Source organism: Microbacterium sp. UBA3394 (assembly GCF_002358725.1).
GTDB classification, from domain to species: Bacteria; Actinomycetota; Actinomycetes; order Actinomycetales; family Microbacteriaceae; genus Microbacterium; species Microbacterium luteum.
The window spans coordinates 1-26,172 of record NZ_DEPK01000176.1 but is presented as its reverse complement, the minus strand read 5'-3'; the positions used below and the strand labels follow the sequence as shown (position 1 = coordinate 26,172).

The 26,172-nt window shown below is 66.5% G+C and carries 20 protein-coding genes; 2 read left to right on the top strand and 18 right to left on the bottom strand.

The window, feature by feature from the left end:
• Positions 1-250 precede the first annotated feature (250 nt).
• The 5 genes from B4E30_RS10530 to B4E30_RS10510 all read right to left on the bottom strand — a co-directional run bounded on the left by B4E30_RS10530 (position 251) and on the right by B4E30_RS10510 (position 6,556).
• Positions 251-2,509, bottom strand: a complete 2,259-nt coding sequence (locus B4E30_RS10530) for a heavy metal translocating P-type ATPase (protein ID WP_240423288.1) — start codon at positions 2,507-2,509, stop codon at positions 251-253.
• 184 nt (positions 2,510-2,693) lie between these two features.
• Complete coding sequence (locus B4E30_RS10525) at positions 2,694-3,599, bottom strand: NADP-dependent oxidoreductase (protein ID WP_054683000.1); 906 nt, start codon at positions 3,597-3,599, stop codon at positions 2,694-2,696.
• 82 nt (positions 3,600-3,681) lie between these two features.
• Positions 3,682-4,107 carry a cupin domain-containing protein gene (locus B4E30_RS10520; RefSeq protein WP_119076073.1) on the bottom strand — a complete coding sequence of 142 codons (426 nt, stop codon included), beginning with the start codon at positions 4,105-4,107 and terminating at the stop codon, positions 3,682-3,684.
• Positions 4,108-4,212: 105 nt separating this feature from the next.
• The gene (locus tag B4E30_RS10515) at positions 4,213-6,216 is read right to left on the bottom strand and encodes a heavy metal translocating P-type ATPase (RefSeq protein WP_054682996.1); all 2,004 of its coding nucleotides are present in this window, start codon (positions 6,214-6,216) and stop codon (positions 4,213-4,215) included.
• Positions 6,217-6,310: 94 nt separating this feature from the next.
• A complete protein-coding gene (locus tag B4E30_RS10510) occupies positions 6,311-6,556 on the bottom strand; it encodes a heavy-metal-associated domain-containing protein (protein ID WP_054682994.1) in 246 nt (81 codons plus the stop codon).
• 176 nt (positions 6,557-6,732) lie between these two features.
• On the opposite strand from B4E30_RS10510, the gene B4E30_RS10505 reads away from it, so the two are divergent.
• Positions 6,733-7,416, top strand: coding sequence for a Crp/Fnr family transcriptional regulator (locus tag B4E30_RS10505; protein ID WP_286795263.1), 684 nt, complete (start codon positions 6,733-6,735; stop codon positions 7,414-7,416).
• 84 nt (positions 7,417-7,500) lie between these two features.
• On the opposite strand, the gene B4E30_RS10500 is transcribed toward B4E30_RS10505, so the two are convergent.
• From B4E30_RS10500 to chrA, 5 genes are all read right to left on the bottom strand, one after another.
• Positions 7,501-8,298 (bottom strand): hypothetical protein, encoded by a 798-nt coding sequence (locus B4E30_RS10500; protein ID WP_286795262.1) that lies wholly within the window; start codon positions 8,296-8,298, stop codon positions 7,501-7,503.
• 13 nt (positions 8,299-8,311) lie between these two features.
• On the bottom strand, positions 8,312-8,644 hold the full coding sequence (fdxA, locus tag B4E30_RS10495) for a ferredoxin (protein WP_119076069.1): 333 nt from the start codon (positions 8,642-8,644) through the stop codon (positions 8,312-8,314).
• Positions 8,645-8,692: 48 nt separating this feature from the next.
• Positions 8,693-9,421: a VIT1/CCC1 transporter family protein gene (locus tag B4E30_RS10490; protein WP_188551954.1), complete on the bottom strand. Its 729-nt coding sequence runs from the start codon at positions 9,419-9,421 to the stop codon at positions 8,693-8,695.
• A gap of 24 nt (positions 9,422-9,445) precedes the next feature.
• Entirely contained in the window at positions 9,446-11,413 is a 1,968-nt protein-coding gene (locus tag B4E30_RS10485; protein ID WP_242133871.1) for a heavy metal translocating P-type ATPase, read from the bottom strand.
• 85 nt (positions 11,414-11,498) lie between these two features.
• Complete coding sequence (gene chrA, locus B4E30_RS10480; RefSeq protein WP_286795261.1) at positions 11,499-12,725, bottom strand: chromate efflux transporter; 1,227 nt, start codon at positions 12,723-12,725, stop codon at positions 11,499-11,501.
• 227 nt (positions 12,726-12,952) lie between these two features.
• Between chrA and mobF the strand changes: the two genes are divergently transcribed.
• The gene (gene mobF / locus B4E30_RS10475) at positions 12,953-16,480 is read left to right on the top strand and encodes a MobF family relaxase (protein WP_286795260.1); all 3,528 of its coding nucleotides are present in this window, start codon (positions 12,953-12,955) and stop codon (positions 16,478-16,480) included.
• A 71-nt stretch (positions 16,481-16,551) separates the two neighbouring features.
• Here mobF and B4E30_RS10470 read toward each other — a convergent pair whose 3' ends face one another.
• The 8 genes from B4E30_RS10470 to B4E30_RS10435 form a co-directional block, all read right to left on the bottom strand.
• A complete protein-coding gene (locus B4E30_RS10470; RefSeq protein WP_119076061.1) occupies positions 16,552-17,556 on the bottom strand; it encodes a DNA-processing protein DprA in 1,005 nt (334 codons plus the stop codon).
• 75 nt (positions 17,557-17,631) lie between these two features.
• Positions 17,632-17,973 carry a sulfate permease gene (locus B4E30_RS10465; protein WP_119076059.1) on the bottom strand — a complete coding sequence of 114 codons (342 nt, stop codon included), beginning with the start codon at positions 17,971-17,973 and terminating at the stop codon, positions 17,632-17,634.
• Between the two features lie 177 nt (positions 17,974-18,150).
• Positions 18,151-18,945, bottom strand: a complete 795-nt coding sequence (locus tag B4E30_RS10460) for a TatD family hydrolase (protein ID WP_286795259.1) — start codon at positions 18,943-18,945, stop codon at positions 18,151-18,153.
• Positions 18,891-20,255, bottom strand: coding sequence for a Qat anti-phage system QueC-like protein QatC (gene qatC / locus B4E30_RS10455; RefSeq protein WP_119076055.1), 1,365 nt, complete (start codon positions 20,253-20,255; stop codon positions 18,891-18,893). The genes B4E30_RS10460 and qatC overlap by 55 nt, the downstream gene beginning before the upstream one ends.
• The gene (locus B4E30_RS10450) at positions 20,252-20,977 is read right to left on the bottom strand and encodes a hypothetical protein (RefSeq protein WP_119076053.1); all 726 of its coding nucleotides are present in this window, start codon (positions 20,975-20,977) and stop codon (positions 20,252-20,254) included. The genes qatC and B4E30_RS10450 overlap by 4 nt, the downstream gene beginning before the upstream one ends.
• On the bottom strand, positions 20,961-23,003 hold the full coding sequence (locus B4E30_RS10445) for a KAP family P-loop NTPase fold protein (RefSeq protein ID WP_119076051.1): 2,043 nt from the start codon (positions 23,001-23,003) through the stop codon (positions 20,961-20,963). Before B4E30_RS10445 ends, B4E30_RS10450 begins: the two co-directional genes overlap by 17 nt.
• Positions 23,004-23,144: 141 nt before the next feature.
• Entirely contained in the window at positions 23,145-23,393 is a 249-nt protein-coding gene (locus B4E30_RS10440; protein WP_162903848.1) for a hypothetical protein, read from the bottom strand.
• Between the two features lie 4 nt (positions 23,394-23,397).
• Entirely contained in the window at positions 23,398-25,455 is a 2,058-nt protein-coding gene (locus tag B4E30_RS10435; RefSeq protein WP_119076049.1) for a DEAD/DEAH box helicase family protein, read from the bottom strand.
• Positions 25,456-26,172 lie beyond the last annotated feature (717 nt).

Sequence of the window (26,172 nt, the reverse complement as noted above, 5' to 3'; positions counted from 1 at the left end):
GGGTGGACGCTTCAACGACCCAGTGAGTCCGTCTGGGACTGCTTGACGTCTGGAGGCCTGCTTCACGTTCTGTCGAGGTGCGGAGGTCAGCGTTTGGAATGCAAGCAGCAGAGGTTTGAGACAGGTGCATGCGGGGCGCATCCAACCACGGCCGTTCAAAACTTGACCAAGCGGTGTTTTGGTCTCGGTGGCCATCCTGTCTGCTCCTGTTTCGTGGCTTGGCGAATCTGATGTCGGTCCGGTCGGGTATTCACCCGGACGTATCGCGGTCGAGGAACCTGGAGGTGCTGTGGGCTGGAGTCAGATCTAGCCGACGCAGCAACTGGGCGTTGAGCGCGACCACCACGGTCGAGGCGGACATGAGGATCGCGCCAACGCTCATCGGCAGTACGAATCCGATCGGTGCGAGCACTCCGGCGGCCAGCGGTACGGAGATGAGGTTGTAGCCGGCGGCCCACCAGAGGTTCTGCTTCATCTTCCGGTACGAGGCCCGAGAGAGGTCGATGACCGACAGCACCGAGCGCGGGTCCGAGCTGGCCAGGATGACACCGGCGGAGCCGATGGCCACGTCGGTGCCTGCGCCGATGGCGATGCCGACATCGGCTTGGGCCAGTGCCGGGGCATCGTTGACTCCATCGCCGACCATGGCCACCTTGCGGCCCTCGCCCTGAAGTTCGGCGACCATGGCGGCCTTGTCCTCCGGCCGGACCCCGGCGAAGACTCGGTCGATGCCCAGCTCGGCGGCGACGGTGTCGGCCACGGCCTGGGCGTCGCCGGTGATCATCACGACCTGCGCACCGGCAGCGTGGAGCGCATCGATGGCGTCGCGGGACTCGGACCGGACCTCATCGGCCAACCGCAGCGCGCCGATCACCTGGCTGTCGGCAAGGATGTGCAGGATGATCGCGCCCTCGGTGCGCCACTCATCGGCGACGGCGAGTTCGTCGAGGCCACGCTGGTCCAGGAGGTGGGGGCCGCCGACCTCGACTACGGTGCCGTCCACCCTGGCCCTCACACCCACAGCGGGCGAGGAGGAGAAGTCGGTCGCCTCGGCCACGGCCAGCTCACGGGCGCGCGCCGCCCCGACCACGGCCCTTGCCAGCGGGTGCTCGCTGTCGCTCTCGGCTGCTGCGGCCAGAGCCAGCACCTCGTCTTCGGTGTGCCCTTCGATCGGTTCGATCCCGGTGACGTTGGGCTCGCCCTTGGTCAGGGTTCCGGTCTTGTCGAACAGGACGGTGTCCACCGTTCGCATCGACTCCAGCGCGAGGCGGTCCTTGACCAGCACTCCGCCGCGGGCGGCGCGTTCGGTGGCGATCGAGACCACCAGCGGGATCGCCAACCCCAGTGCGTGCGGGCAGGCGATCACCAGCACGGTGATCGTCCGTACCACCGCCGTATCCGGCATCCCTAGGAAGCTCCAGATGACGGCGGTGATCGCGGCCGCACCGATTGCGAACCAGAACAACCAGGCCGCCGCCGTGTCGGCGATGCGCTGAGCGCGCGAGGATGATGCCTGCGCGTCGGTCACCAGCTTCTGGATACCGGCCAGGGCGGTGTCCTCGCCGATCGCGGTGACCTCGATGCGCAAGCCTGAATCGGTGGCCACCGTGCCGGCGACCACCTGCTCGCCGGTCTCGCGTCGGACGGACTTGGATTCGCCGGTGACCATGGATTCGTCCATGCTCGCCGAGCCGTCGGTGATTCTGCCGTCGGCGGGCACGGAGGCGCCGGGGCGCACGATGACGATGTCACCGACCGCGAGGTCGGCCGGAGCGACTGTGACCACGTCGTCGCCGTCGATCTTCTCGGCCTCGTCGGGCAGCAGGGCAGCCAAGGAATCGAGTGCGGAGGTGGTCTGCGCCAGGGAACGCATCTCGATCCAGTGGCCCAGCAGCATGATGACCACCAGCAAGGCCAGTTCCCACCAGAAGTTCAACTCGTGATCCAGAATTCGCAGACTCGCGCCCCAGGAGGCGATGAACGCCACGGTGATCGCCAGGCCGATGAGAAGCATCATGCCGGGTTGGCGGGCGCGGAGCTCGGAAACCGCGCCGGTCAAGAACGGCCGGCCGCCCCAGACATACATCACGGTGCCCAGAATTGGGGAGACCCACCACACCCATCCGGCATCGGGGAGCTGGTAGCCCAGGAGGTCGGCGAACATGTCGTTGAAGCCCACCACTGGCACCGCCAGAACCAGCATGATCCAGAACAGCCGCCTGAACTGCCCGACGTGGTCGCCGTGGCCTGCATGACCGCCGTGGTCCTCGTGCCCGGCGTGGTGCTGGCCGGCCTGACCGTGATCGCCATGGTGGCCGGCGTGCTCGTCACGGTGTGCTGGGTCATGATCTGGACTGCCGTAATGGAAAGGCGCGTGATGATGGTCGTGACCGCCGCCATCGGAGTGCTTGTCGCCGTGATCCGTGGCGCCCGAGTGCGTGTCGGGATGGTCTCCGTGCTGCTCAGGTGTGGGTGATTCTGGCGTTCGGTGATGATCGGGTCGCGTCATCATGCTCCTTTCTTTACCCGGTATGGGTATGCGGCGGGCGGGCTTAAGGACACCCGGCTCGTCAGCCAATGGAAGCGGCCCAGTGCCGGTGGTCGTTCCCATGGTGGTTATCTGTTGTCATGTGTTCGTCTTCGGATTTGCCGGTTAATCACCCACGCCCCCGGTGGTGTCGGTGGAGCCAGCCTTAGGGCACCACGATGATCTTTCCAGCGGCGTGTCCGGTCTCCACTGCGGCAATCGCCTGATCTGCTTGATCAAGGGCGAACTGAGCGTCCACGTGGGGATCGACCAGTCCGTATTGGATGACCTCGGTGATCTTGGCCATGGCCTCATCCGTGCGTGCCAGGGCCAGGCCGCCCAGCTCGGCGGCGGTGTCTGGGTCCGCTGCGGAGATGATCCGGGTTCGGTCGGGCACCAGGTCCGCAACAGCACGCAGCGCATCGCCACCGACGAGATCAACAATCAGGTCGGGGCCGTCGGCACTCACCTGCCGCACCCGATCGGCCACCCCTGGACCGGATTCGATGAAGGTGGCACCAGTTGACTCGACGAGTTCCCGCTTGGTTGCGCTGGCCACGCCGATGACCGTGAACTCGTGCACGCGACCAATCTGGGTCGCCATCAGTCCCACTCCGCCGCCGGCGCCGAGCAGTAGCAGGGTCTGGCCAGGTTTGAGTTCAATCTGGTGGGTGGCGTCGTAGGCCGTGGCTGCGGCCACCGGGATGGTGGCCGCGTCGGCGAAGGAGATCTCCTCGGGCTTGGCCACAGTCGTGGAGGCGCGCAGCAGTGTGTGCTCGGCCATTCCACCCTGCCCGGGCGCCACCAGGCCGAGCACCTCGTCGCCCACGGCGAAGTCCTCGACCCCGTCGCCGACCTCAGTGACTACGCCGGCGGCTTCACGGCCCATCGGCGCCGGCAGGCTCCAGTGACGGCCCAGCTGGCCTTCCCGGATCTTCCAGTCCGCCGGATTTACACCGGCGGCTCGGACTTCGATGGCCAGTTCCCCGGGCCCGGGCGTTGGAACAGGCCCCTCGATCAGTTGCTGGGTCTCGGGTCCGCCGTAGCCGGTGAAGACATAAACCTTGGACATGAATCGAATCTCCTTCTGATCTGGACTGGGTGGCGCGTCGTCGACGTCCCGGGTGGGTCTTTCGTGGCGGTGGCGGTGGCGGTCAGGACCGGGGCGGTTCGTCCTCACCGGCGGCTTCGGCGGCGTCAGCCTCTTCCCGGGTGGCGAATACGGCGCCGGTAGCGTGCTCGGGTGGGCTGTAGTTGGTGTACAGCACCAGCGGCTCGTCGCCGGTGTTGCGGAAGTTGTGCTGGGCACCGGCGGGTACCGCGCACTGGTCACCGGCATCGATGGGGTGGGTGTGGCCATTGAGGTCGGCTTCGCCGGTTCCGGAGACGAAGGTCAGGATCTGATCGGTGTGTTCGTGGACCTCGTCTCCGATCTCGCCACCGGGCGGAATGGTCATCACCACGATCTGGGTGTGTTCTCCGGTCCACAGCACCTTCCGGAAGTCAGGATTATCCCTGGCCACGTCCTCGATGGTGAAATGCTCGACGTTGTCGCCAAGGGTGAAGTTCTTTTCGCTCATGGTCGGTCTCCTCTGTTTCGTGTGTTGATTTTGGTGTTCGCGTCGTTGTTTTGAGTCTTGGAGGTGCCCGGTGTCCGGGGTGGGTCCATTGCCCCGGGATGGGCGTCAGGCGGCCACCTGCTCCGCAGCTGTCCCGATGGTGCGTTCACTCTTTGGCATCGTCGTGGAGTCTCGGGTGTTTCGCAGCAGCCGCATCGCGTTGGCGATCACCACGAGCACGGAGGCTTCGTGGACGAGCATGCCGATCGACATGGTCACTCCGCCGGCGAAGACTCCGGCCAGTAGCAGCACCACGGTGATCAGGGCGATCGCGATGTTCTGCTTCATCACGTTCACGGTTCGCTTGGCCAGGCCGATGGCCTCGGGCAGCTTGAGCAGGTTGTCGCCCATCAGGGCGATGTCCGCGGTCTCCACGGCCACGGCCGAGCCTGCCGCACCCATCGCCACGCCGATGTTCGCGGTGGCGAGAGCCGGAGCGTCATTGACGCCGTCACCGACCATCGCGATCGTGTGGCCCTGGCGCTGTAGCTCGGTGACAGCGTCCAGCTTGTCCTCAGGGAGCAGGGAGGCGTGGATCTCGTCGATCCCGGTGGCTTTGCCGACGGCCTCGGCCACCAGTCGGGTGTCACCGGTGAGCATGACGACCTTCTCGACGCCGGCCCGGTGCAGTCGCGCGACCATCTCCGGTGCGTCCTGGCGGATCTGGTCCGCGACGGCGACGACGCCGATCACCCTCCCGTCAACAGCGACGATCATAGGTGTTTTCCCGGCGGCGGCCAGGTCCTGGGCGGCCTGCGCAGCCTCGGCGATGCCCGAGGCAATGCCGTACTGCTCCAGTAGCGGCGGGTTGCCGATCAGCACCTGGCGGCCATTGACGTTCGCCACGATGCCCTTGCCGGGGACCGGGGTGACGGCGCCGGGGATGCCCTGCGGGGCAACGCCCTCCTCGCGGGCGGTCTCCAGGATGGGGCGGGCCAATGGGTGTTCGGAGCCGGCCTCAGCTGCCGCGGCCCAGCGCAACACCTCCGTACGGTCGAGCGTGGAATCCAGGATGATGACGTCGGTCAGCTGCGGTTTGCCCTCGGTGAGGGTGCCGGTCTTGTCCACGGCGACCGCCGTGATCTTCGCGGAGGTCTCCAGGAACTCGCCGCCCTTGATGAGGATGCCGTTGCGCGCGGCGCGGCCGATGCCCGCCACGATGGCGACCGGGATGGAGATCACCAGGGCGCCCGGGCAGCCGATGACCAACAGGGTCAGGGCCAGCACCACGTCTCCGCTGATAAGTCCGGCCACCAGGGCCAGGACCATGACGGCGGGGGTGTACCACGTGGAGAACCGGTCGATGAAGGCCTGGGTCTTGGCCTTGGCGTCCTGAGCCTCTTCCACACGGTGGATGATGCGGGCCAAGGTGGTATCTGCGCCGATGCCAGTGGCCAGGACCTGTAGGAAGCCGCCGCGGGAGACGGTGCCGGCGAAGACCTGCCCGCCTTTAGTTTTCTCCACCGGGATGGACTCGCCGGTGATGGAGGCCTCGTCGATGGCACCGGTGCCGGAGACGACCTGGCCGTCCACGGGGACCTTCGCACCGTTCTTGACCAGGACGATCTCGCCCATTCTCACTTGCCCGGCAGGGATCTCCTGTTGCTCGCCATCGCGCACAACGATCGCGGAATCCGGGGCGACGGCGACGAGTTCGGCCAGTGCCGAGCGGGTCTTGTTCAGGGTCGCAGCTTCCAGCGCGTGGCCGATCGCGAACAGGAACGTGACCGCCGCGGCCTCCCAGAAGTTGCCGATGATGACCGCGCCGATAGCCGCAACCGACACGAGCAGGTCGATGCCGACGACCTTGGCGATCAGCGCGCGCACCGCCTTCACCACGATCCCGTAGCCGGCAACCACGGCCGCGGCGATCATGAAGACATCCCCGAGGGTGAAAGCCGCGCTGGCGTGAGTGGCGTGGGCCCCGGCGTCGAGCCACCACTGGGGGCTGACGGTGAGGTTGGCGACACCCCCGGCCAGCCACTGGATGGCGAAGGAGATGATGATGAGCACGCCGGACACGACGGGGACTGACCAGTTCCCATAGACCCATTTTTGGAGCCTGTTCACTTTCGGGTACGACCTTTCTGGGTCTCGTGCCAGCAGACCGGCAGAGTGGAATGTCGGAAGGATGTCCGCAGGCGGCCCGCGGGGGCCGTTGGCCTCAGAAGGCAGACGGTGCGGCCCTGTAGCCGGCTTTGGCGATAGCGGCGACGAGGTCATCCACGGAGATGCGCTCGGCGTCATGGTCGACCTCGATGCGGGCGGAGGCGAAGTGGACCTTCACGTTCTCGACACCCTTGAGTCGCCCGACCTGCTTCTCGATCTTCGCCACGCACGACGGGCAGGAGAATCCCTCCGCTCTCAGGACGGTGTGAGTGGTGGTGGGGGTGGAGGTGGAGGTGGCCATTGTGGACCCCTTTCGTGATGTGTTCCTTATTGGTACCTTCACGATAGGTTTGCGGCGCCCGGAACTCCTTGACATAGATCATGTTCGGTGCGCGCCTGCTACCGAGGCGTCGCTGCCGCTGCCGCTGCCGCTGTCCGGTCCCGCGGCGCCGATGCCGACTCCGGTAGACTTGCCACATGCCTGTGGATGATTTGTGCGTCAGCCGCGTGCCGATCTTCCAAGGACTCACCCGCGAGGAGCAGTTGCGGGTCGCGGAGTTCGTCCGCCCGGTGCATGTTGCCAAGGGAGAGACGGTCTATTCGCCAGGACAGTCGGTGTCGCGTCTGTTGGTGATGCACAGCGGACAGCTCAAGGTCAGCCATGCGGCGGCCAATGGCCAGGAACAAATCCTGCGCACGGTGACCGACGGTGATGTCGTGGGCGAACGGGCCTTCCTGACCGGCCACCTGCCCAATGACCTCGTCGTCGCGCTGGAAGACAGCCGGATGTGCGTCTTCGACCACACCGACCTCTCGGCCCTGCTGCGCGACTACCCTGATGTCGGTCTGCGGATGCTGCGGACTCTGTCCGACAGGCTCGCCTCCGTCGAGCGATTGCTGGCCGCCATCACCTCCAGCGATGTCAGTGCCCGCGTCGCGGCCTACTTGCTGGATCTGCCCGGCAGCATCCGAGACGGCGTGCCCACAGTGTGGCTGCCGTTGGCGAAGTACGAAATCGCCTCCTATCTGGGCACCACGCCAGAAACTCTGAGCCGACGCCTTGCCGCGCTCTCCGCCTCCGGTGTCATCGAACTCCACGGGCGTCGTGATGTCACGATTCTCGACATTGATGGGCTCGAACGCGTAGCCACACCTCGATAGACCGGTATCGCCATGGCTTGGCTAAAGGTGGCGTGCGACCGGGCCCGTATGCGGCTTGCCCCGTCCTCGGGTGCGTAAGCATGGTCACATCAGCATCATGAGGATGAGAAATAGCAGGAAGCCGCCGGCTGCCATCGCGATGGTGCCGGTGCTCTCTTTGATTTCGTAGGCTTCGACCAACAGCTCTGCGACGGCGGTGAAAAGCAGGGCGGCGGCACCAAAGCCGAGGCCTGCGATCAGCACGGGGGCTGAGACACCGGCGAAGACGACAGCGCCGAGCACCGCGCCGATAGGCATCATGACCGCAACGAAGGCGCCGACACCGATCGCGGTGCCGAGGGAGCCGCCGCCCGCGCGCGCGGATCCCGCTGTGGAGGCGGCGACGAACAGAAGCTCGATCGACAGCGCGATCGCGATCAAGAGGGCTGCCGCCCCGCCGGCGGACAAGGCGATGCCGATGATGGCGCCGTCGATCAAGACAACGACCGCGAGGGCGACGACGAGGCGGAGATTCACACCCGTGACCGCCTTGGTCTGACTATCACCGTGCCCGTGCCCGTGCCCGTGCCCGTGCCCGTGCCCGTGCTCGTCGCCGTGGGAATGGCCGTGGCCGAACCGGGTGAGGAGCGCGCGCAGCGCCAGCATGAACGCAGTGCCTAGCACGAAGCCGATGATCAGCGGCCAGCCGCCACCCAGGTGGAGCGCCTCCGGGAGCAGATCCAGTGTTGCCGCGGCGATGATCAAGCCTGCGGCGAAGTGTTGTACATAACTGGTGAGTGTGGAGGTCTGGCCACGCGTCGCGAGAGCCGCGATCACCGCCCCCAGGACACCTGCCACCAGGCCGATCGTGCCCAGTCCGAGCGCCTGTCCGAACAGTTCCATGTCGATTCGCCAGTTAGAGGCTGGCGTCTTTATTTTGCGGGGGCAATGCCGCAACCAATGGATGATCCCTGCCGGTGTTGCCGAGTTTGACGGCGCCACCCGGTGAACCCAGTTCGTCAAAGAACTCGACATTCACTCTGTAGTACTCCGCCCATTGATCGGGGGTGTCATCCTCGTAATAGATGGCTTCAACCGGACAGACGGGCTCGCAGGCCCCGCAGTCCACACACTCGTCCGGGTGAATGTAGAGCGACCGCTCGCCTTCATAGATGCAGTCCACCGGGCACTCTTCAACGCAGGCCTTGTCCTTGACGTCTATACAGGGCTGGGCGATTACATAAGTCATGGGTGAACGCCACCTTCACGGTCAGCTGGGTTCAGCGGTCGTCTCCGCTCAGCCAACAGCGACGCCGAAGAGCAGGCCGATGAGGTAAGTCGCAATCATCGTCGCTGAGCCCATCACCACGTTCCGGAGGATGGCCCGGCCGCGCGGGGCCCCGCCGAGGGCGGCGCTGATCCAGCCGGTGAGGAACAAGCCGATCACCACTGCAACCGCGGCGATCCAGACGCGATTCTCGCCGAATGGCAAAAGGATCATTACGAGCGGGATGAGCGCTCCCAGCGCGAACGAGACGAATGACGAGACAGCCGCCGCCCAGGGGCTGGTGAACTCTTCGGGGTCGATTCCAAGTTCAACCTCTGCATGGGCTGCGAGGGCGTCCTTCGCGGTGAGCTCGACCGCGACCTGATGCGCGAGGTCGTCCGAGAGCCCACGCTGACGGTAGAAGCCGGCGAGTTCTTCGAGTTCTTCCTGAGGTATGGTCTCGAGTTCCCATTTCTCCTTGGCGATCAGCGCCTTCTCGGTATCGCGCTGGGTGCTCACCGAAACGTACTCGCCTCCGGCCATCGAGAATGCGCCAGCGACCACTGCGGCGATTCCTGCCGTGGCGATCGCGAGAACGTTGTTCGGGGTCGCCGCTGCGACACCGATCACGACGCCAGCGGTCGAGACGATGCCGTCGTTCGCTCCCAGTACCCCGGCGCGCAGCCAGTTGAGTCGCTGGCCGGTGCCCCGGTCGTGAGGTTCGCCGGGATGGGCTTGGGGTGCTGTTTTTCTAGCCATGGCTCGGTGCCTCCATAGTGATTCTCAGTGGGTTCGCTGGCTCTCTCGGCCTGTCAGCGGTGTGCGCTGTGCGCCGTCTGCGTTGGCTCGCGACGCCTTGAGTTTGCGCTCGGCGCGCGGGCCGACGGCGCGCAGCGCGCCCAGGATCGCGACGAGGTCGACGACTTCTTGGAGCCAGGCCCCGATCAACGCGGGAAGGAACCCGAACGCTGCGACGAGCATGAGACCCACGCTGATGATGATGCCGAGCCAGATGCTCTGGAGAGCGATCCGCACCGTGTCCTTTCCCACGCGTACCGCCAGGGGGAGGGAAGCGAGGGTGTCGTACCGGTTCACAATGTCGGCGGACTCGCTCGCGGCGGTCGCGCCCCGAGCCCCCATCGCGAAACCGATATCGGCAGCGGCGAGCACCGGGGCGTCGTTGAGGCCGTCGCCGACCATGATGAGCGGCCTGGGCTGCACCGTGCTCACGATGCGTACTTTGTCGGAGGGCCGGCACTCGGCGTGCACCTCGTCGATGCCGAGGCTCGCGGCGATCGGCTCGGCAGTGGTCGCCACGTCGCCGGTGACCATGAGCGTGCGTTCGATCCCGAGCCCGTGCAGCTCGTGGAGCGCCTGCGCAGCCTCGTCCCGCGTCTGGTCGCGCATCACGATCGCGCCCGCGAAGCGGTCGTCGACGGCGACGTAGATCGCGAGCTCCCCGGGCTCCAGCGGGGCGAGCGCGAGGGTCGGGGCGAACTCGCGGAGCCAGGAGGGCTTGCCTACCCGTACCGTCGCCACCGCACCGTTTGTGCTGTCGGACGCGAACTGCGCGGCGACGCCGTTGGTGGCGATCTCCTCGGCTCCGAGCACTTCCAGCAGCGGATATCCGTGCTGCTTGGCCGCCGCGACGACCGATTCTGCGAGCACGTGGGACGAGTACACCTCGGCCGATGCGGCGAACCGGAGCACGCTCATCTCGTCGAAGCCGGGCTCAGCAAGGATGCGTTCGAGCACGGGCCGCCCGGTCGTGATGGTGCCGGTCTTGTCGAACGCCGCGGAGCGTACCCGCGAGAGCTGTTCGAGAGTGCCGCCGCCCTTCACGATAAGCCCGAAGCGCGCAGCCCGGCTCATGCCGCCGAGGAACGCGACCGGTGCGGCGATCAGCAGGGGGCACGGCGTTGCGACCACCAGCACCTCGGCGAATCTGACCGCCTCCCCGCTGGCCACCCATGCAACGCCCGCGATGACGAGCGAGAGTACCGTGAACGGCACCGCATAGCGATCGGCGAGCCGCACCACTTTCGCCTTGCTGCCCGCGGCCTGCTCGACCAGACGCACGATCTGCTGGTACTCGCTGTCTGAGGCGAGCGCGACAGCCCGCATCGTGACCGCACTCGCACCGTTCACCACTCCGCTGGAGACGCGCTCGCCCGCCACGCGCTCGACCGGCAGGCTCTCACCCGTGAGCGAGGATTCATCGAGCACAGCATGCTCTGACACGAGCACCGCGTCGACCGGTACGAGCGCGCCGGGCCGTACAAGCAGCAGATCGCCGACCTCGACGGCTTCGACCGGCACGTCCTCGGCGACCGCCTCGAGGGTTGAGCGGCCCGCCGGGGCGGCCTCGTCGCGCAGCAGCCTGGTGGCCTGCTGCGGGGCTTTGCGCAGCAGCGCGGTGAGCTCGCGCTTGGAGCGGTTCTCAGCGTAGTCTTCGAGGGCCGCGCCGCCGGTGAGCATGAGCACGACCACGAGCGCGGCCCACGGCTCACCGACGAGCACAGCCGCAGTGATCGCGGTGACCGCGAGGATGTCGAGCCCGGCGTGGCCTTTGAGGAGCTGGCGGATCATGCCGACCGCCTCCCACGCTGCGATCGCCAGCGCATACGCGCCGACGAGCCACGGGGCGGTTTCTCGGGCAGGGGTGGTGAGCAGGATCAGGCCGACCATCGCGATCAGCAGGGTCGCGAACACCAGCGGATACGCCTTGGCTGCGGCAGAAACTCGTCTCACGCTGCAAGCTTCCCAGCTCGCGGGCGTCGGCGCATCGCAGGCGGGCCTTGCCTCAGCATGCTTCGGTCTCGGCCGAGGGCGTGGTTCAGAGCAGCAGCGCCCCCAGCCCAGCAGCTCCCAGCACCACCGCCCAGGCGGGAGCCTTCCACGCGGTCAGTGCGACGAATGCCACTGCGACGATTACGAGAGAGTGCGGTCCGGTGACGCCCTCGTTGAACACCGGATCGTACAGGGCCGCCGCGAGCAGGCCGACGACTCCCGCATTCACGCCCTTCAGCGCTCGCTGCACCCTCGGGGCTCGGCGCAGCCGATTCCAGAGCGGCAGTACGCCGATGATGAGGAGGGCCGAGGGGAGGAAGATCGCGACGAGGGCGATCGATGCTCCGAGCGCCCCCGAGGGGCCGCTCGTCGTGACCGCGCCAAGGAAAGCGGAGAACGTGAACAACGGACCAGGCACCGCCTGCGCGGCTCCGTACCCGGCCAGGAACGCGCCGGGCTCTACGAGCCCTGTCTGCACCGTCTCCGCCTGCAGGAGCGGCAGCACGACATGGCCGCCCCCGAACACGAACGAGCCCGCACGGTAGAAGAGGTCGAACAGACTGAGTGCCGCATCTCCTGTCGCTGTTGCGAGGATCGGGAGGGTCACCAGCAGCAGGGCGAACGCGATCAGGCAGCCGATCGAGACGCCCCGGTGCAGGCGCACCGGAAATCGATCCTCAGTCCTGGCGGGTGCCCCGGTGTGCGCGGTGCGCGCAAGGAACAGCAACCCGGCGATGCCCGCGGCGATCATGGCACCAAGCATCGCGAGCGGGCCCGGCACGAGCAGCACGAGCACCATGACCGCGACCGCGATCGTCGCGCGACGAGCATCGGGGGTGAGCGATCTTGCCATGGCGAGCACAGCGTGGGCGACTACCGCGACCGCAGCCGCCTTCAAACCGAGTACCCAGCCCGCCTGCGAGAGATCCCCGCTCGCGCCGATACCGAGCGCGAAAGCGAAAAGCAGCATGGCTGAGGGGAGCGTGAAGCCGGCCCAGGCGACGAGCATGCCGAGGATACCGGCGCGCTGCAGGCCGATCGCCATGCCGACCTGACTCGACGCCGGCCCGGGCAGGAACTGGCACAGCGCGACGAGATCCGCGTAGGCGCGGTCACTGAGCCATCCTCGCCGCTCGACGAACTCGGTGCGGAAATAGCCGAGGTGAGCGACCGGCCCGCCAAACGACGTCAACCCGAGCCGCAGGAACACGAGGAAGACCCGTCCCGATGAACCCGGGAATGGGCGAGACGCAACTGAATCAGGGAGTCCCATCCCACCAAGTCTGCCGTTGAGCCCGCGCTCTGGAAAACAACTCGCCAGCTGACACCTAACGTTCATATTGGTTCGCATGACTCCGAAACGCATTTGCCTCCTTGCTCCCGGATCTACCCCGTTCCCCTCCAGTGCTCTCGGCAACAAGATGGAAGCCGTCTGGAGCTCAGGGCTTGAGCCAAGCCTCGGATTCCTACCTATCGGATGTGACGGTTTCGATGCGCGTGATGAGCGCCGGTGACGGCTACAAGTATCTGCTGCGCTCCGTCGTTGCAGGCGACGGCGACCGGAGCCTTTCGACGCCGCTGACTCGCTACTATGCCGAGGTCGGGAATCCTCCCGGCAGCTGGCTCGGCTCTGGCCTCGCCCAGCTCGGCGAAGGTCGCATCACTCCCGGCGAGGAGGTATCGGAGCAGCAGCTCCAGCTCCTCATCGGGATGGGCTGCGACCCGGTGACAGGCGACCCGCTCGGCCGCGCCTACCCGGTGTACAAGACCCCGGCCGAGCGCATCGCCGAGCGTGTCGAGGCTCTTGACGCGGATCTCGGCCCGGCCTCGCGTGCGGAAGCGATCGCCGAGATCGAGGCCGAAGAACACGGACGCGGAACGAGGAAGGCCGTCGCGGGATACGATTACACGTTCTCGCTGCCGAAGTCGGCGTCGGTGCTGTGGGCGGTCGCTGACGCCGGAACCCAGGCGCTCATCGCCGAAGCGCATCACGCGGCGATCGCCGAGGTGATCGACTTCATGGAACGAGAAGTCGCCGCGACCCGTGTTGGCATGACCGGCGCCGACGGTGGAGCGGTCGCGCAGGTCGATACCTTCGGTCTCGCCGCGACCGCCTATGACCACTACGACTCCCGTAGTTCCGACCCTCACCTTCACACGCACGTCGTCGTGTCGAACAAAGTGAAGACCACGCTGGACGGGCGGTGGCGGTCTTTGGATGGGCGGCCGATGCACGCCGCGACCGTCGCGCTCTCCGAACTGCACGAGGCGATCATCGCCGACCACCTCACCCGACTGCTCGGAGTGGAGTGGGAGGCGCGGGATCGCGGCCGCGACCGCAACCCCGCCTGGGCGATCTCGACGGTGCCGGAAGAGCTCGTGCTCGAGTTCTCCACCCGCGCCCGCCAGATCGACGCCGAGAAAGACCACCTCATCGCGGAATACGTCGAGAAGCATGGGCGGCAGCCCTCGGCCGCGGCGATCATCAAGCTCCGTGCTCAAGCCACGCTGTCCACCAGGCCCGAGAAGCAGGTGCGATCCCTTGCCGACCTCACGACCGAGTGGCGCAAGCGCGCCACAGCACTGCTGGGGCGGGACGCGTCGGAATGGGTGCGAGAGGCGATCCCGGCAGCACCCGCACGGGTGCTGCGCGCCGACGACCTTCCCTTGGATGAGATCGAGAAGATCGGCCGCGCCGTGATGGAGGCCGTTGGTGAGAAGCGGTCGACCTGGCACCGCTGGAACCTGACCGCCGAGGCCGCACGGCAGACGATGGAGTACCGCTTCGCGACAACACGGGATCGCGAGGCCGTCAGCGGGATGGTCGTCGATGCCGCCGAACACGCCTCGCTGCGACTGACTCCGCCGGAACTCGCGTCGACGCCGGCCCGGTTCCAGCGTCCGGATGGGTCGAGCGCGTTCCGCCCCCGCCACGGCATCCTGTATTCCTCCGAGGCGCTGCTCGATGCGGAGAAGCGGCTCCTCGAACGCTCCCGAACCCTGACCGGCCCCGAGCTCCCGCTCGCCCTCATCGAGAAGGTCACGAGACGCCCGGACAGGGAGGGGCGGATGCTCGGCTCTGACCAGGCCGACGCGCTCACACGGATCGCGGTCTCAGGCCGTCAGCTCGATCTCCTCGTCGGCCCGGCCGGCACCGGGAAGACGACCGCGATGCTCGCGCTCCGCACCGCCTGGGAACAGCAGCACGGCACCGGCTCCGTGGTCGGACTCGCCCCGTCAGCGGTCGCTGCGGAAGTGCTCGCCGGAGATCTCGGGATCAAGACCGAGAACACTGCACGGTGGTGGACGCTACACATCATGACCGGCAGCACCTTCCAGACGGGTCAGCTCGTGATCGTGGACGAGGCGAGCCTCGCCGGCACCCTCGCACTCGACCGCATCACCGGGGCTGCGGCGAAAGCCGGCGCGAAGATTCTGCTCGTCGGCGACTACGGGCAGCTCCAATCCCCGGCAGCGGCAGGTGCGTTCGGGCTCCTCGCCGGCGACCGCCCTGACACCCCGGAGCTTTCCACGATCCACCGCTTCACGCACGAATGGGAGAAGACCGCATCGCTACGCCTCCGCCTCGGAGAACCCGACGTGATCGATGTCTACCAGGACGCCGACCGGATCATCGGCGGCACCACCGACGACATGACCGCCCGCGCCTACGAGGCGTGGAGGGCGGACCGTGAAGCCGGGATCGAGTCGATCCTGGTCTCGGACTCCGGCGAAGCGGTTGCAGCGCTGAACCTGCGCGCCCGTACCGAGCTCATCCTCGCCGATGTCGTGAACCCGCTCCGAGGCGAAGTCACGCTGAACGGCGGCGTGCAAGCGGCTGTGGGTGACACGGTGATCACGCGGAAGAACGAGCGGAAGCTGCGCACCCGGTTCTCGTGGGTGCAGAACGGGAACAGGTGGACGATCACGAAAGTGCGCCCCGACGGATCAGTGACCGTGCGCCCCGCCGGCCCAGGCCGTGGCGAGTCGATCGTGCTCCCCGCCGACTACGTCGCCCAGCACCTCGACCTCGGCTACGCGGTCACGGCGCATCGTGCGCAGGGCATCACCACTGACACCTCCCACGTCGTGGTCGAGCCGACGACGACGCGGGAGAATCTCTACGTCGCCATGACCCGCGGACGCCAGTCGAATCAGGCGTACGTGGTCCTGAACCGGCCCGACGACCATGCCGCCCCGCACCCCTCGGACAGCCCCGACGCCACCGCCCGCTCGGTGCTGTTCGGAGTGCTCCAGCATGTCGGCGCCGAGCTCTCCGCCCACGAGACCATCACCGACGAGCAGGAGACCTGGGGGTCGATCGCCCAGCTCGCCGCCGAGTACGAGACCATCGCCGCGGCCGCCCAGCACGACCGGTGGGCAGGTCTCGTCCGCACCAGCGGCCTCACCGAAAGCCAGGCCGAGGCCGTCATCGACTCGGAAGCGTTCGGCGCCCTCGCCGCCGAGCTGCGTCGCGCCGAGGCCAACCACCACGACATCGACCGGCTCCTGCCACGCCTCGTCTGGGCGCGAGGATTCGAGGACGCCGACGACGTCGCCTCCGTCATCCACCACCGCCTCGCTCGGGCGACTGCCCGCCCGGCTGGGTCCGGGCGCAACCGCACGGCCTCGCGTCTCATCGTCGGCCTCATCCCACACGCCGACGGTCCCATGAGTCGGGACATGCGCGACGCTCTGGATGAGCGCCACCGCCTCATCGAGGCCCGAGCCGATGCCGTCCTCGACACCGCTTTGCAGTACAACGAGCCCTGGACCAGCGCGCTCGGGCCGATGCCGAACGACGCACCCGGGAAAAGTCTGTGGCGGCGGCGTGCACGGGTGATTGCGGCCTACCGCGACCGGTACGCCATCACCGACCCGATGCCTCTCGGCGCCTCACCCGATTCGACCGCTCAGAAGATCGACCGCGCCCGCGCGGAAGCAGCACTTCGTGCACTCAACACTCAACCGAGTCCGGCTCCGGAGCGGCGATCGGCACAGCGGATCACCCCTGAACGGGGCTTGTAGGCGGGCTCCCGCGCAGAGAGGGCCACGCACCGACTCGTGTGTGGGGCCCTCAGGGGAACGCGGGTGGTGGCCTACATGGATCGCGTGTGCCCGGTCCCGTGCGGCGTCGGCGGGCGGGAGAACTCCGGGCCCAGCTCCGAACGTTCGACTCCATGTTCCGGTGGGCGACGGGTCAGGTGCTCGACGTCCGTGGCATTCGTGACGACATGGGCTGTCCCATCGCGCAGCAGCATGTGTGGTCCCGCGCTGGTCACCGAGGTCACCGGACCGGGCACCGCGCCGACGCCGCGGCCCAGCACGCGCGCTTCGGCCGCGACACGGAGTGAACCTGAACGCGCTCCTGCTTCCACGACGACGCTGGCTTCGGACAGAGCCGCCATGAGTCGTCCGCGGGCCAGGAACCGATGCCGCGTTGGGGTTGCGCCCGGCGGGATCTCGCTCATCAGCAGGCCGACGTCCGCGACACGGTCCAGCAGTTCCCGGTGGCCGGCCGGGTAGGGGCGGTCGACGCCACCGGCCAGTACCGCGATCGTGTCCCCGCCCGCAGCCAGAGCGGACCGGTGGGCCGCGCCCTCGATCCCATATGCGCCCCCGGCGACGACTACATGCTCGTTTCCGGCGAGATCGGCGGCCAGCTCGCCAGCCACGTGTTGTCCGTAGGAGGTTGATGCTCGCGCGCCGGTGATCGTCACGAGGTCCTCCATCGGACGTGCGAGGAACGATGTCGCGCCTCGTGCCCACAGCACGTACGGGGTGCGATCACCGAGGTCTGCGAGGGTCTTCGGCCAGTGCTCGTCATCCGGTACCAGCACGGTGAAGCCGCTCTTCTCGATGCCGTGCATCCGCTTCGCCACATTTTCCAGTCGGTGTGGTAGCGCCAGGCGATCACGCCACATCGTGGCGTCCACACGGTTCATCCCTGGGATCGTGTCCCCGTCGTCGATGAGCCGCAGTGTCTCGATCGCACCGACGTGGGAGAGGACACGGCCGGTGACGGGATCATCTGGCTCGGCAAGGATCGACAGCAGCATGCGCGCGGTGCGCTCGTCGTGGGCCAGGTCGGTGATCGCGGACATGATCTGGGCTCCTTCTCGGTCGGATGACGTCGAGAAGGTGCACGGCACCGGTCAGAGGCGGGTATGTGCGGGCGGTTACGCCGCGACGACGGAATGGCGAGCGACTCGGCGATCCCGCCACTCTGCGGCCCGGACGCGGAGCAGCAGCACCAAGCTGACCGGGCCCATGATCGCGAACTTCATCGCGTTCCAGACGCACAGCAGCACCAGCAGATGCAGCCAGCCGGGTCCGCCATCCTCGATCAGCACTCTCAGGATGCCCGCGACGTACAGGTAGGGGATGACCAGCAGCATCGCCGGGAGCCCCCACTTGAGCCCGCGGCGGGTGCGAATTGCATCGAGCACGATGTTCGTGGGCATGGAGCGGCGCAGGAAGTAACGGGTGTGGACGCTGGCGGTCCAGATCAAGCGGAACATGAGCGCAGTCCTCTCCTCGTCTCCGACGACAAGGAATCAAGAAGGACCGCTCCGGCCGTGGCCGTCTGGTCGTCCCATCGCGTCCGGCGATGGTCAAGCAGGTAGAGGCCGCCTACCATCAGGTTACTCCCACCGCTCTCTCTGTGGAAGGGGGCGCCAGCCCAACGTCTGGACGGGCTATCGAGTGCTCGACAGGAAACGTTCTTGATTCGTGACGAGGACGCGCGTCGAATCCTCAAGGTCCGTGCCCCACACGCGCGCGAGGGCGAGGGCTACAGACTCGAGTTCGTCTGGGTGGACCGGGCGTCCGCCGTTCTTCGCATACGGTCCGTCGGTCTCCAACAGGACGCGATCGCGAGGAATGGCTTGGATCAGCCCTGGGAACTTGCGGGATCGTGTCATCGCGATGTTGATGGAGAAGTAAAGCCCCGCCTGTAGCGCGTCGTCAACGAGACCCAGGGGGCCGGTGTACCAGTGCAGGATCGCTGGCAGCCCCGCGTCGGACAGGCGGCCGATGACGTCCTTCTCGGCGCCTCGACTGTGGACAGTCAAGGGGTGTCGTCCGGGTTGAGCTTCCGTCAGCACGACGTCGAAGACTCGCTGCTGAGCCTTGGCGGTGGAAACACCCGCCCGTGAGTAGTCGAGACCGACTTCACCGATCCAGCGTGTTTGTGGAACGAGACGGAAGAACCGAGCGAGGTCGTTCGGACTGAACGAGGCCGCACGGAGCGGGTGGAGACCGAGGGCCACGTGGACATGGTCGCGTCGGCCCAGCCGTGTGCGGAGTCGTCGGTACTCGTCGGGGTCCTCGGTCACCGCAACGATCGCTATCCCAGCCTCATCCGCCGCGCGGAGCATCGCGACGGGGTCGGCGTACGCGGCCACATGGCAATGGGTATCGAGGAGGCGCGCTGGAGTCACTTCAGCCCCTGCACGATCTTGGCGGTGGCGCCGGTCGCTCCGTCGAGCCATGCTCGAAGTTCGTCGATGCCACTTCGCCACACGCGTAGGAACGCGCGGTGCTCGCTGCCTGGGATCGGTCCGTTGCGGAAGATGTCTCGGTCTGGGCGGTCGGCGTAGACACCGTTGATGACTGCACGCAGGTCCGCGGCGCGGCGCGTGTTTCGGTCGAGGAGATCCTTGCCGCTGAGCGCGTCCCACGCGTAGCCGTCGGCGCTGTCCCAACCGACATGGGCCATGGACGAGCGGCGGATGAGGCAGGGGAAGCAGTATCCGCAGTTCCCTTGGTCTCGTTCGGCATAGCGCGCGGCCTCCGGGTGGGAACAGGAGATGCTGTCGGGCGCTAGCGAACGGAGCAGGTCGGGGTTCTTGGAGCCTGCGAGGATTTCCCCCTTGGTCTTCAGGCGGAACGGGTTCAGGATCGGGTTGCGTACGCCGACGCTGTCGGCGGCATCGCGGAGCAGGCTTAAGAACTGCGGGTGGGTCGTGCGGGTGCTGTAGCTACCGGATCGAGCGCGGGTGAGGGGGACGTTGATGCCGATGAATCCGTTCTCCGGGATGTATACGGGCACGTCGGGGCCTACGGACGACGCGAGGGCAAGGCCCGCGGTGAGGAACAGCATCGACCTCGCTCGAGTCGTTGTTTCGCGTCCTTCAGGGAGAGGACGTGCTTGCCCGGCGGAGGCAGGGGCTGGCCGAAGAAAGAGGCTGCGGACTTCCAGGCGCTCTGCGCCGTAGTGGGCGCGAAGCGCGGCGATCAGTGTTTTCTGCGCGGTGGAAGCTTGGTCGCCCTCGTTGTGGGAGATGAGACAGAGACGGCGGTCCTGGTCTTCTTCGAGCAGGTCGATGACGCCGGTCAACGAGTCAAGACCTCCGGAGAAGAGGCTGACGGCATCGACTTCCGCGACAGGGGTGACGTCGTCGGGCACGCCTCGCACGCCGTCCAACGGTGATCGGCTTTCGCTGTAAGGCGTCAGTTTCCAGCGGTCACCGGTCAAGAAGTCGAGTGTCTCGCTCCACGGCCCTTCGCGCCAGGAGTCGACCTCTGCCACCGGCAGTTCTGCAGAGAGTTCACGTGTCCATACGTCGGCTGCGGTGTCGCGTCGGGTGGCTTTGTCCATGCAGTAGACGGAGGCGCCGAGGAGAAAGAGATCCAGAGCCTCTCTCGGAGCTCGCCAACCGTTGAAGAACCGCGACCCGGCACGGCTCCCGAGTTGAATCGTCGACTCCGCGCTCCCGGGTATCCAGTCGAGTAGTCGTAGTTCTTCCGGCCCGGTGGGCGTTGCGGCGTCTGGGTGGGTGCGGACTCGGTAACTGGTCATGTGCGCTCCTGGTCTTCGAGGGCGGACAGGAGTTCGTAGGTCGAGGCGATGGAACGCTCGGCGATGGTCCGCCCCTCTGCGCCACTCCAGTCGACGGAGAGCGGATCGGCCGGCAGCTCGATCGCCACTAGATCGGCGATGATCTGACGCATTTCCTGGTCTGCCTTCCGCATCGCGACCGGATCGGTCAGTCGACTGAGTCGTTCCGCGACGACGGGGACGCGGTTGTATACATACAGCGCTAGGAAGCGCTCCAGGATCATGCCCAGTTGGTCACGGTCCACACTGACCTGATCTAGCTCCTCCCACGCGTCGGCGTCGCCGAAGACCTCGTCCAGGACGTCGCAGGCGGCGTCGCGCGCCGCGCCGGAATCGAGGTCGTCGCCGGTGCCGGCGATGTAGGTGACGAGTTCGTCCAGGACGGTGAAGCGGTCCTGGCCGACCAGGTGCCCGAGTCCGAGCGCTGTGAGCGTCTGTCCTGGGGTCCCCGTTCCCAGCCCTGCGAGTAGGCCGCCGAGCCTGGTGATGCCCGAACGTCCTGCACGGGCTGAGGCCGTCGCACCGCCCGCGCCCCCGAGGAGAGGGACGTGTCGCGCGAGAACGCGATGGGCTCGCCCGGCCGAATCGGTCCGACCGAGCCCACGAACGTAGGCGTTTGTCGCGTGTTTGAGCGGTGTCCAGTTCCCGCCGGTACCCGCAGCTCGATCAGCTGACGTTCCCACTGCCCGCTCCCTTCGCCCTGGCTGACGCCTCCCGAGCCCTTTTCACGACGGTGCTGAGGCCGACGTTGTCGCTGTCCTCCCAGCGCTGCAACAGCGCGGTGACGTCTGGATGGTCGCGGGGAAGGCGGCGGACCGCAGCGGTTCCAGCCCGTTGAGGGATGGATGCCGGTGGTACGCGTTGGAGCGCGGCGCAAACGACGGTGACGATGTCCGGGTTCTTCTCCGCAAGCTCCAGCGCGGCCGTAAGCGCGACGGACCCTGGATCGCGTTGAACGCGGTCGAGTAGCGCCTCGACGAACTGCATTCGCTCGGTCGAATCCAGTGCTGCCACGGTTGGGTAGTGGCTGCGCCGGTTCGCCTCGACATCGGACTGTACGTCGGTGATCAGTCGTTGCAGATGCGGCGCGAGTCGCGACGCGGACACACCGAACGACAGCTTGTCGCGCGAGTATGTGAAGTAGGGGCGCAGGTCTGTGCCCGCAAAGGGCGGGTCGGCTCTCAGCCACTCGGCGATGTGATTCTTGTCTGCCCAGGTCTCCGCGTCAGACAGTTGGCTGTCGGCCTTCGGTTGTGTCGTCGGATTCTTGCGTTGCTTGGGCTCAGTTTCGGACTTCCTGCCAGACGTATCGGGGGTCTCGGGAACTGGATCGGTATTGCTCTGGCTTCCCCTAGCCCGGGCCTCAGCGGCGACGATCTCGGTGCATGCCCCCTCGGCTGCCATCTCCCAGTCAAAGAGCTTCTGGAAGTCGGTGTTGTACTGATCTTCCAGGACCATGAGCTTCGCGAGCACGGGCAGCTCGATGGGTGCGCCGCGTCGGGTTGCGCTTCGATGCTTCAGGAGCAGGTTGTTCAGGAACCGCTTCAACTGTCGGGGATTGCCGCGCAAGGATGCTCCGAGGACAGGTGAAATGTCGGCGGCCCACTTCAAGTCAGCAGCGAGACCGGGTGGGATGTCGTCGAGCACGGTCCCGGCGATGCCGGTGTTGAACGCGACCGCGAGACCGTTCTCGCGCCGCACCTCCGACGCCTTCTCAAGAACCTTATCGAAGGAAGACTCCGGCAGGTGTAGCTCCGCAAAGAGCAAGTTGACATATGTTTCGGCTTCTGGCTCCGCCAAGGGAGGGATCGCGACCTTGAGCTGGAGCATCTTCTCCAGGTAATCGCGACCGATGCCTGCCCCGTCGGGCTTCTTGAGCTCGGGATAACGCGAGTCGATCGCCGACTCGACGACGTTTTGATTCAGCGCAAGCACATACGCGGTCTTGGGAGTGTTCAAGAACAGTCGGATCGCCTCGAAGGTGTCGACAACCGTCTCGGGCAGGCACCGGTCGAGGTCGTCGATGAACACGACCACCGCCTCGCAGTCCGGAATCTGCTCGACCAACTTCGCGAACTCCCGACGGAACGCATCGACATCGCCTCGGGGTGTGGACGGCTCCGTGGCGGCTGCATCTTGCCTCTCATCAGACTCTTCGAAAGCAGCGTCGACCTGCTTGGCGGCGGCACCTGTTAACGCCGTCGCCACCTGCAAGGTGCCGGGGTCCATGTCCGGCATCGAGCCTTGGATGAACAGCGGCACGACCGTTGGCGCGGCAGCAGTCGCGGTTCGCCCGAGCCGGCGTCCCCACCGACGCAAGCCAGCAACGATCGCCCGGAGTTTGCTGACTTGTTCGGCGGCCTCCGGCACACGAACCGCGATCGTGTCCAGCACGGCGGTCATCAGCGCGATCTTGACGTCGTCGTGATCCTCGTATTGCCAAGGGCTGAAGTCGACGGTCAAGTACGGCGAGAGACGCTCCGCGTCCTGACGGTCGCTCTGCGCGTGCTGGTCGTCTTCTCCCCCGGGCAGAAGGGCGGCGAGTTCCTGCGCCGCGATCCGCATGAGACTGCTCTTTCCCGAGCCCCAATCGCCCAGCACCCCGATAGTCAGTGGAAGCAGCCGCGGTTCGGTCAGCGCGACGACGAGGCCGTCGACGAGGAAGTCAAAGCCCAGCAGATCGAGGTCCGCCTCGTTATCAGCCCACATGTGGATCTCCCGACGTCCGACAGGCCAGCGTCAGGAGGGATGACGAGATGGCTGTCGGAGTGCCCACCCAGTCGCCTGCGACTACATCGATCGTACGAGTTCGAGCCGCGCTTCGAGCGTGAACCAACTCTTCACGGGGCTTCACGCGGGGGAGCCTTTGCCGTGAGGTTCGACGAAGTGTGCCTGGAGGTCTGCAAGCGACACGTCCGCCTTTGTCAGAATCTCGGACGCGCAGACCGTGCAGTAGGTTCTCTGGCTCTGTGGTCCGTCTCGTACGACGAGGCACGGGTCGCCTTTGAGGATGACGTGTGCCTTCTTCCGGTAGCACTTCCGTCGACGTCCCGCGACCTCTGCGCTGACGTGTTTCAGGATGTTCTTCACTGCGGCCATCGGTTTACTCCTCGGTCGCTGTTCTGATCGTCTCGGCCACCTGGTCTCCGATCTCGTCCAGGGAGTCGTAGGCGGCCTGTAGCTGGTCGAGTGTCCACTTGTCTCGACTCCTCTTGCCCTGACCAGCGAACGTGTTGATCTCCCGGTTCAGCAGTACGTAGAGAGCGTCGGTGTTGTTACCGCGTGATGCCTTGATGGCGCGGCTGATGTCGAAGCCGGCACGGGCTAGGCCGAGGTCGGCGAGGATGCGCTGATGGATCGACTTCGAGCGGCTGTCAAGCCTGCTGCGCAGCGTCTGCCGCCTGACCTGTGGCTGGACGGGTACCGATTCAGCCGGCCTCTCCTCGTGCTCCTCGCGGTGCGCCGACTGCGCTCGCAGCATGTCTGCCGTGATGCCGAGTGCCCGGTATGTGAACCCGCCCGGACCAGGGGTGTCCAGCATTTCCTCGATGACTCGGTCGTCGGTGGGGTCCAGGAACGAACGATTGAGGAAGTGGCTGAGGCGCTCGTCCTGCGCGACGGGGTCATCGAAGCGCTGCGCGACCTGCTCGGGATTACCGCTGCCGGTTCGTCCGATAGAATCGTTCCCCTCGCCGCGGGTCCATCCTCGGACCATCTGTTGGTCCTGAGTGTCGAGGTCGCGGAACTCGTCCCACTGCTCTTCGTTGTTCAGGCCGACGTGCGACACGACGAAACCCTGGTTGTTGGGGCTGTTCGGATCGTTCAGCTCGACGGTGCGCATCACACGGCCGACGAACTGGATGTAGGGCGACAGTGAACGGTATGGGCGGAAGATCGCTGCCACGCTCAGCGGCGGGTGATCGAATCCCTCGCCGAGCATAGCCACCTGCACGATGACGTCGATCTGGTTGTTGCGGAGTTTGGCCAGCACCGCGGCCTTGCGATCGTCAGGAAGGTTGCTGTGGATGGCCTCGGCTTGCAGTCCCATCTCTTGGAAGATCGCGCGCACTTGGTCGGCGTGGTCGATCGACATGGCTGAGGCCGCGATCTGGTGGGGGAAGCCGGTCGCTGCCCGGAGAGACTGGAGCTTCTCGACCGCCTTCTCGGCGATGTGGCGGTTGCATTCGTCCGAGAGCGCGACCCCGCGACGGAACCAGGCCTCTTCCTTCAGGTCCAGGATCTGATCCAGTGTGTAGGTGTCGCTTTCACCGCGTGCCTGGAACGTGATCTCGGCCGGGTGCGCCGAGGCCGAGACGATGTGCTTGATGTAGCCGTTGAGCATCGCGCGGGCGAATGGGTAGCGATAGATCAGCTCGCCGAGCAGCTCCTTGTTGTCCGCGCGGAAAGGCGTGGCCGTCAGACTCACGAAGCGCGCCTGGGGAAACGCCCGCACGACCTTCTGCCAGCTTTCGGCGGCGACGTGGTGCCCCTCGTCGATGATGACGAGGTCGAAGAAGTCGTGCGGAAACTGTGACAGCCAGCGGTCGGCACTGCTCGCGAGCTGTTGGATGTTGGCGACGACGATGTGGCTGTTGACGCAGTCGTCCATGTTGGCCTTGGGGCCGTCGACGAGCGCCGTGAACGGTCCTGAGGTGAACGAATCGAGGACGCCTGCCTTCTTCCAGAAGCAAGAGGCGTTCGAGATGTTCAGGTCGGCGTAGAGACCCTGACGGATGGTGGTGTTCGGCGCGATGATGAGCGTGCGCTTGTGAGACAGGCTGAACGGGAGGATCGCCGCGACGCCCGTCTTACCGCAGCCGACCGGCAGCTGGATGATCGCCGGCGTCGCCTTCTGGGCGAAGTGCTCCACGGCGGCCTCGTAGGCCTCCTTTTGAGGTTCGCGGAGCTGCGGGTTGCCATCGATCTCGGCGTCCGCGGCGTCGAAGAAGCCAGCGACGACGTCCTTCGCCTTCTCGGCGGTGTTGTATTCGAGGCGGAACGGTTCCAGGTCGGCGATGCGATAGAAGCGGTACTGGCTGCCGGGGCGACGGACAGCGGTGAGCGTGCCCGCAGCGTCCCATCGCCGCAACGTGGCTGCTGAGACGCCCACGTAGGCGGCGGCCTGGGCGATGGCGAGGTAGTCGTCGTACTGGTCGCTCATAGTTCGTCAGGATATCACAGCTCCCCTCAACCTTATGCAACCCCTTCACCAGTTGTTCTCCGCACGTGCTTTTCGTTCACGGCCGTGCGCGTCCCGCGTGCGCTGCCCCGCCTCCAGCAGGTGTAGTCGGACAGTGCCGGCGGAGAATCCCAGGCGGGAACCCACGCGTTCGAGTGACTCGCCCGCGGAGTAGCGCCTTACCATCTCGTCCACCTCGGCAGCGGATGGGGTCCGACGCCGCAGCCGTATCCCCCGGGCCTGGAGTAGCGCAGCAAGTCGTTGCCGGCTGACATCGAGATCAGGGGCGATTTCGCGAAGAGTTGCCCCGGCTGCGTAGCGGGCTTCCGCCGCAAGTAGAGCTGCTTCGCTGACGCGTGTTTGTTTGCGGACGAGGGGGGCGCGACGCGCTGGATGAGCAGGGCGGCGCCTAATCTGTGGGTGCATCGCAGCCATGCGCATCAGCGGCGGGGCAAGTTTCGACAAGCCTCCCGCTAGGTCCACCAAAACCCCCGGGCGACCGGGGGTTTTGTGTTGGATGCGGACAGCCTGGACGGTCCTCCGCTTGCCGCCGTGCCGTAGCGTGGAGACATGAACCTCCTCGCGCGCGTCCTGTTGGTCGGCGTGCTGAGCGGCGCGATCAGCGGCGCACTCGCCTCGGAGGAGTCCGATCCCGATATCGCGGCTGCTGCCGCGTCGATGCCCTCGACCGACGCGTCC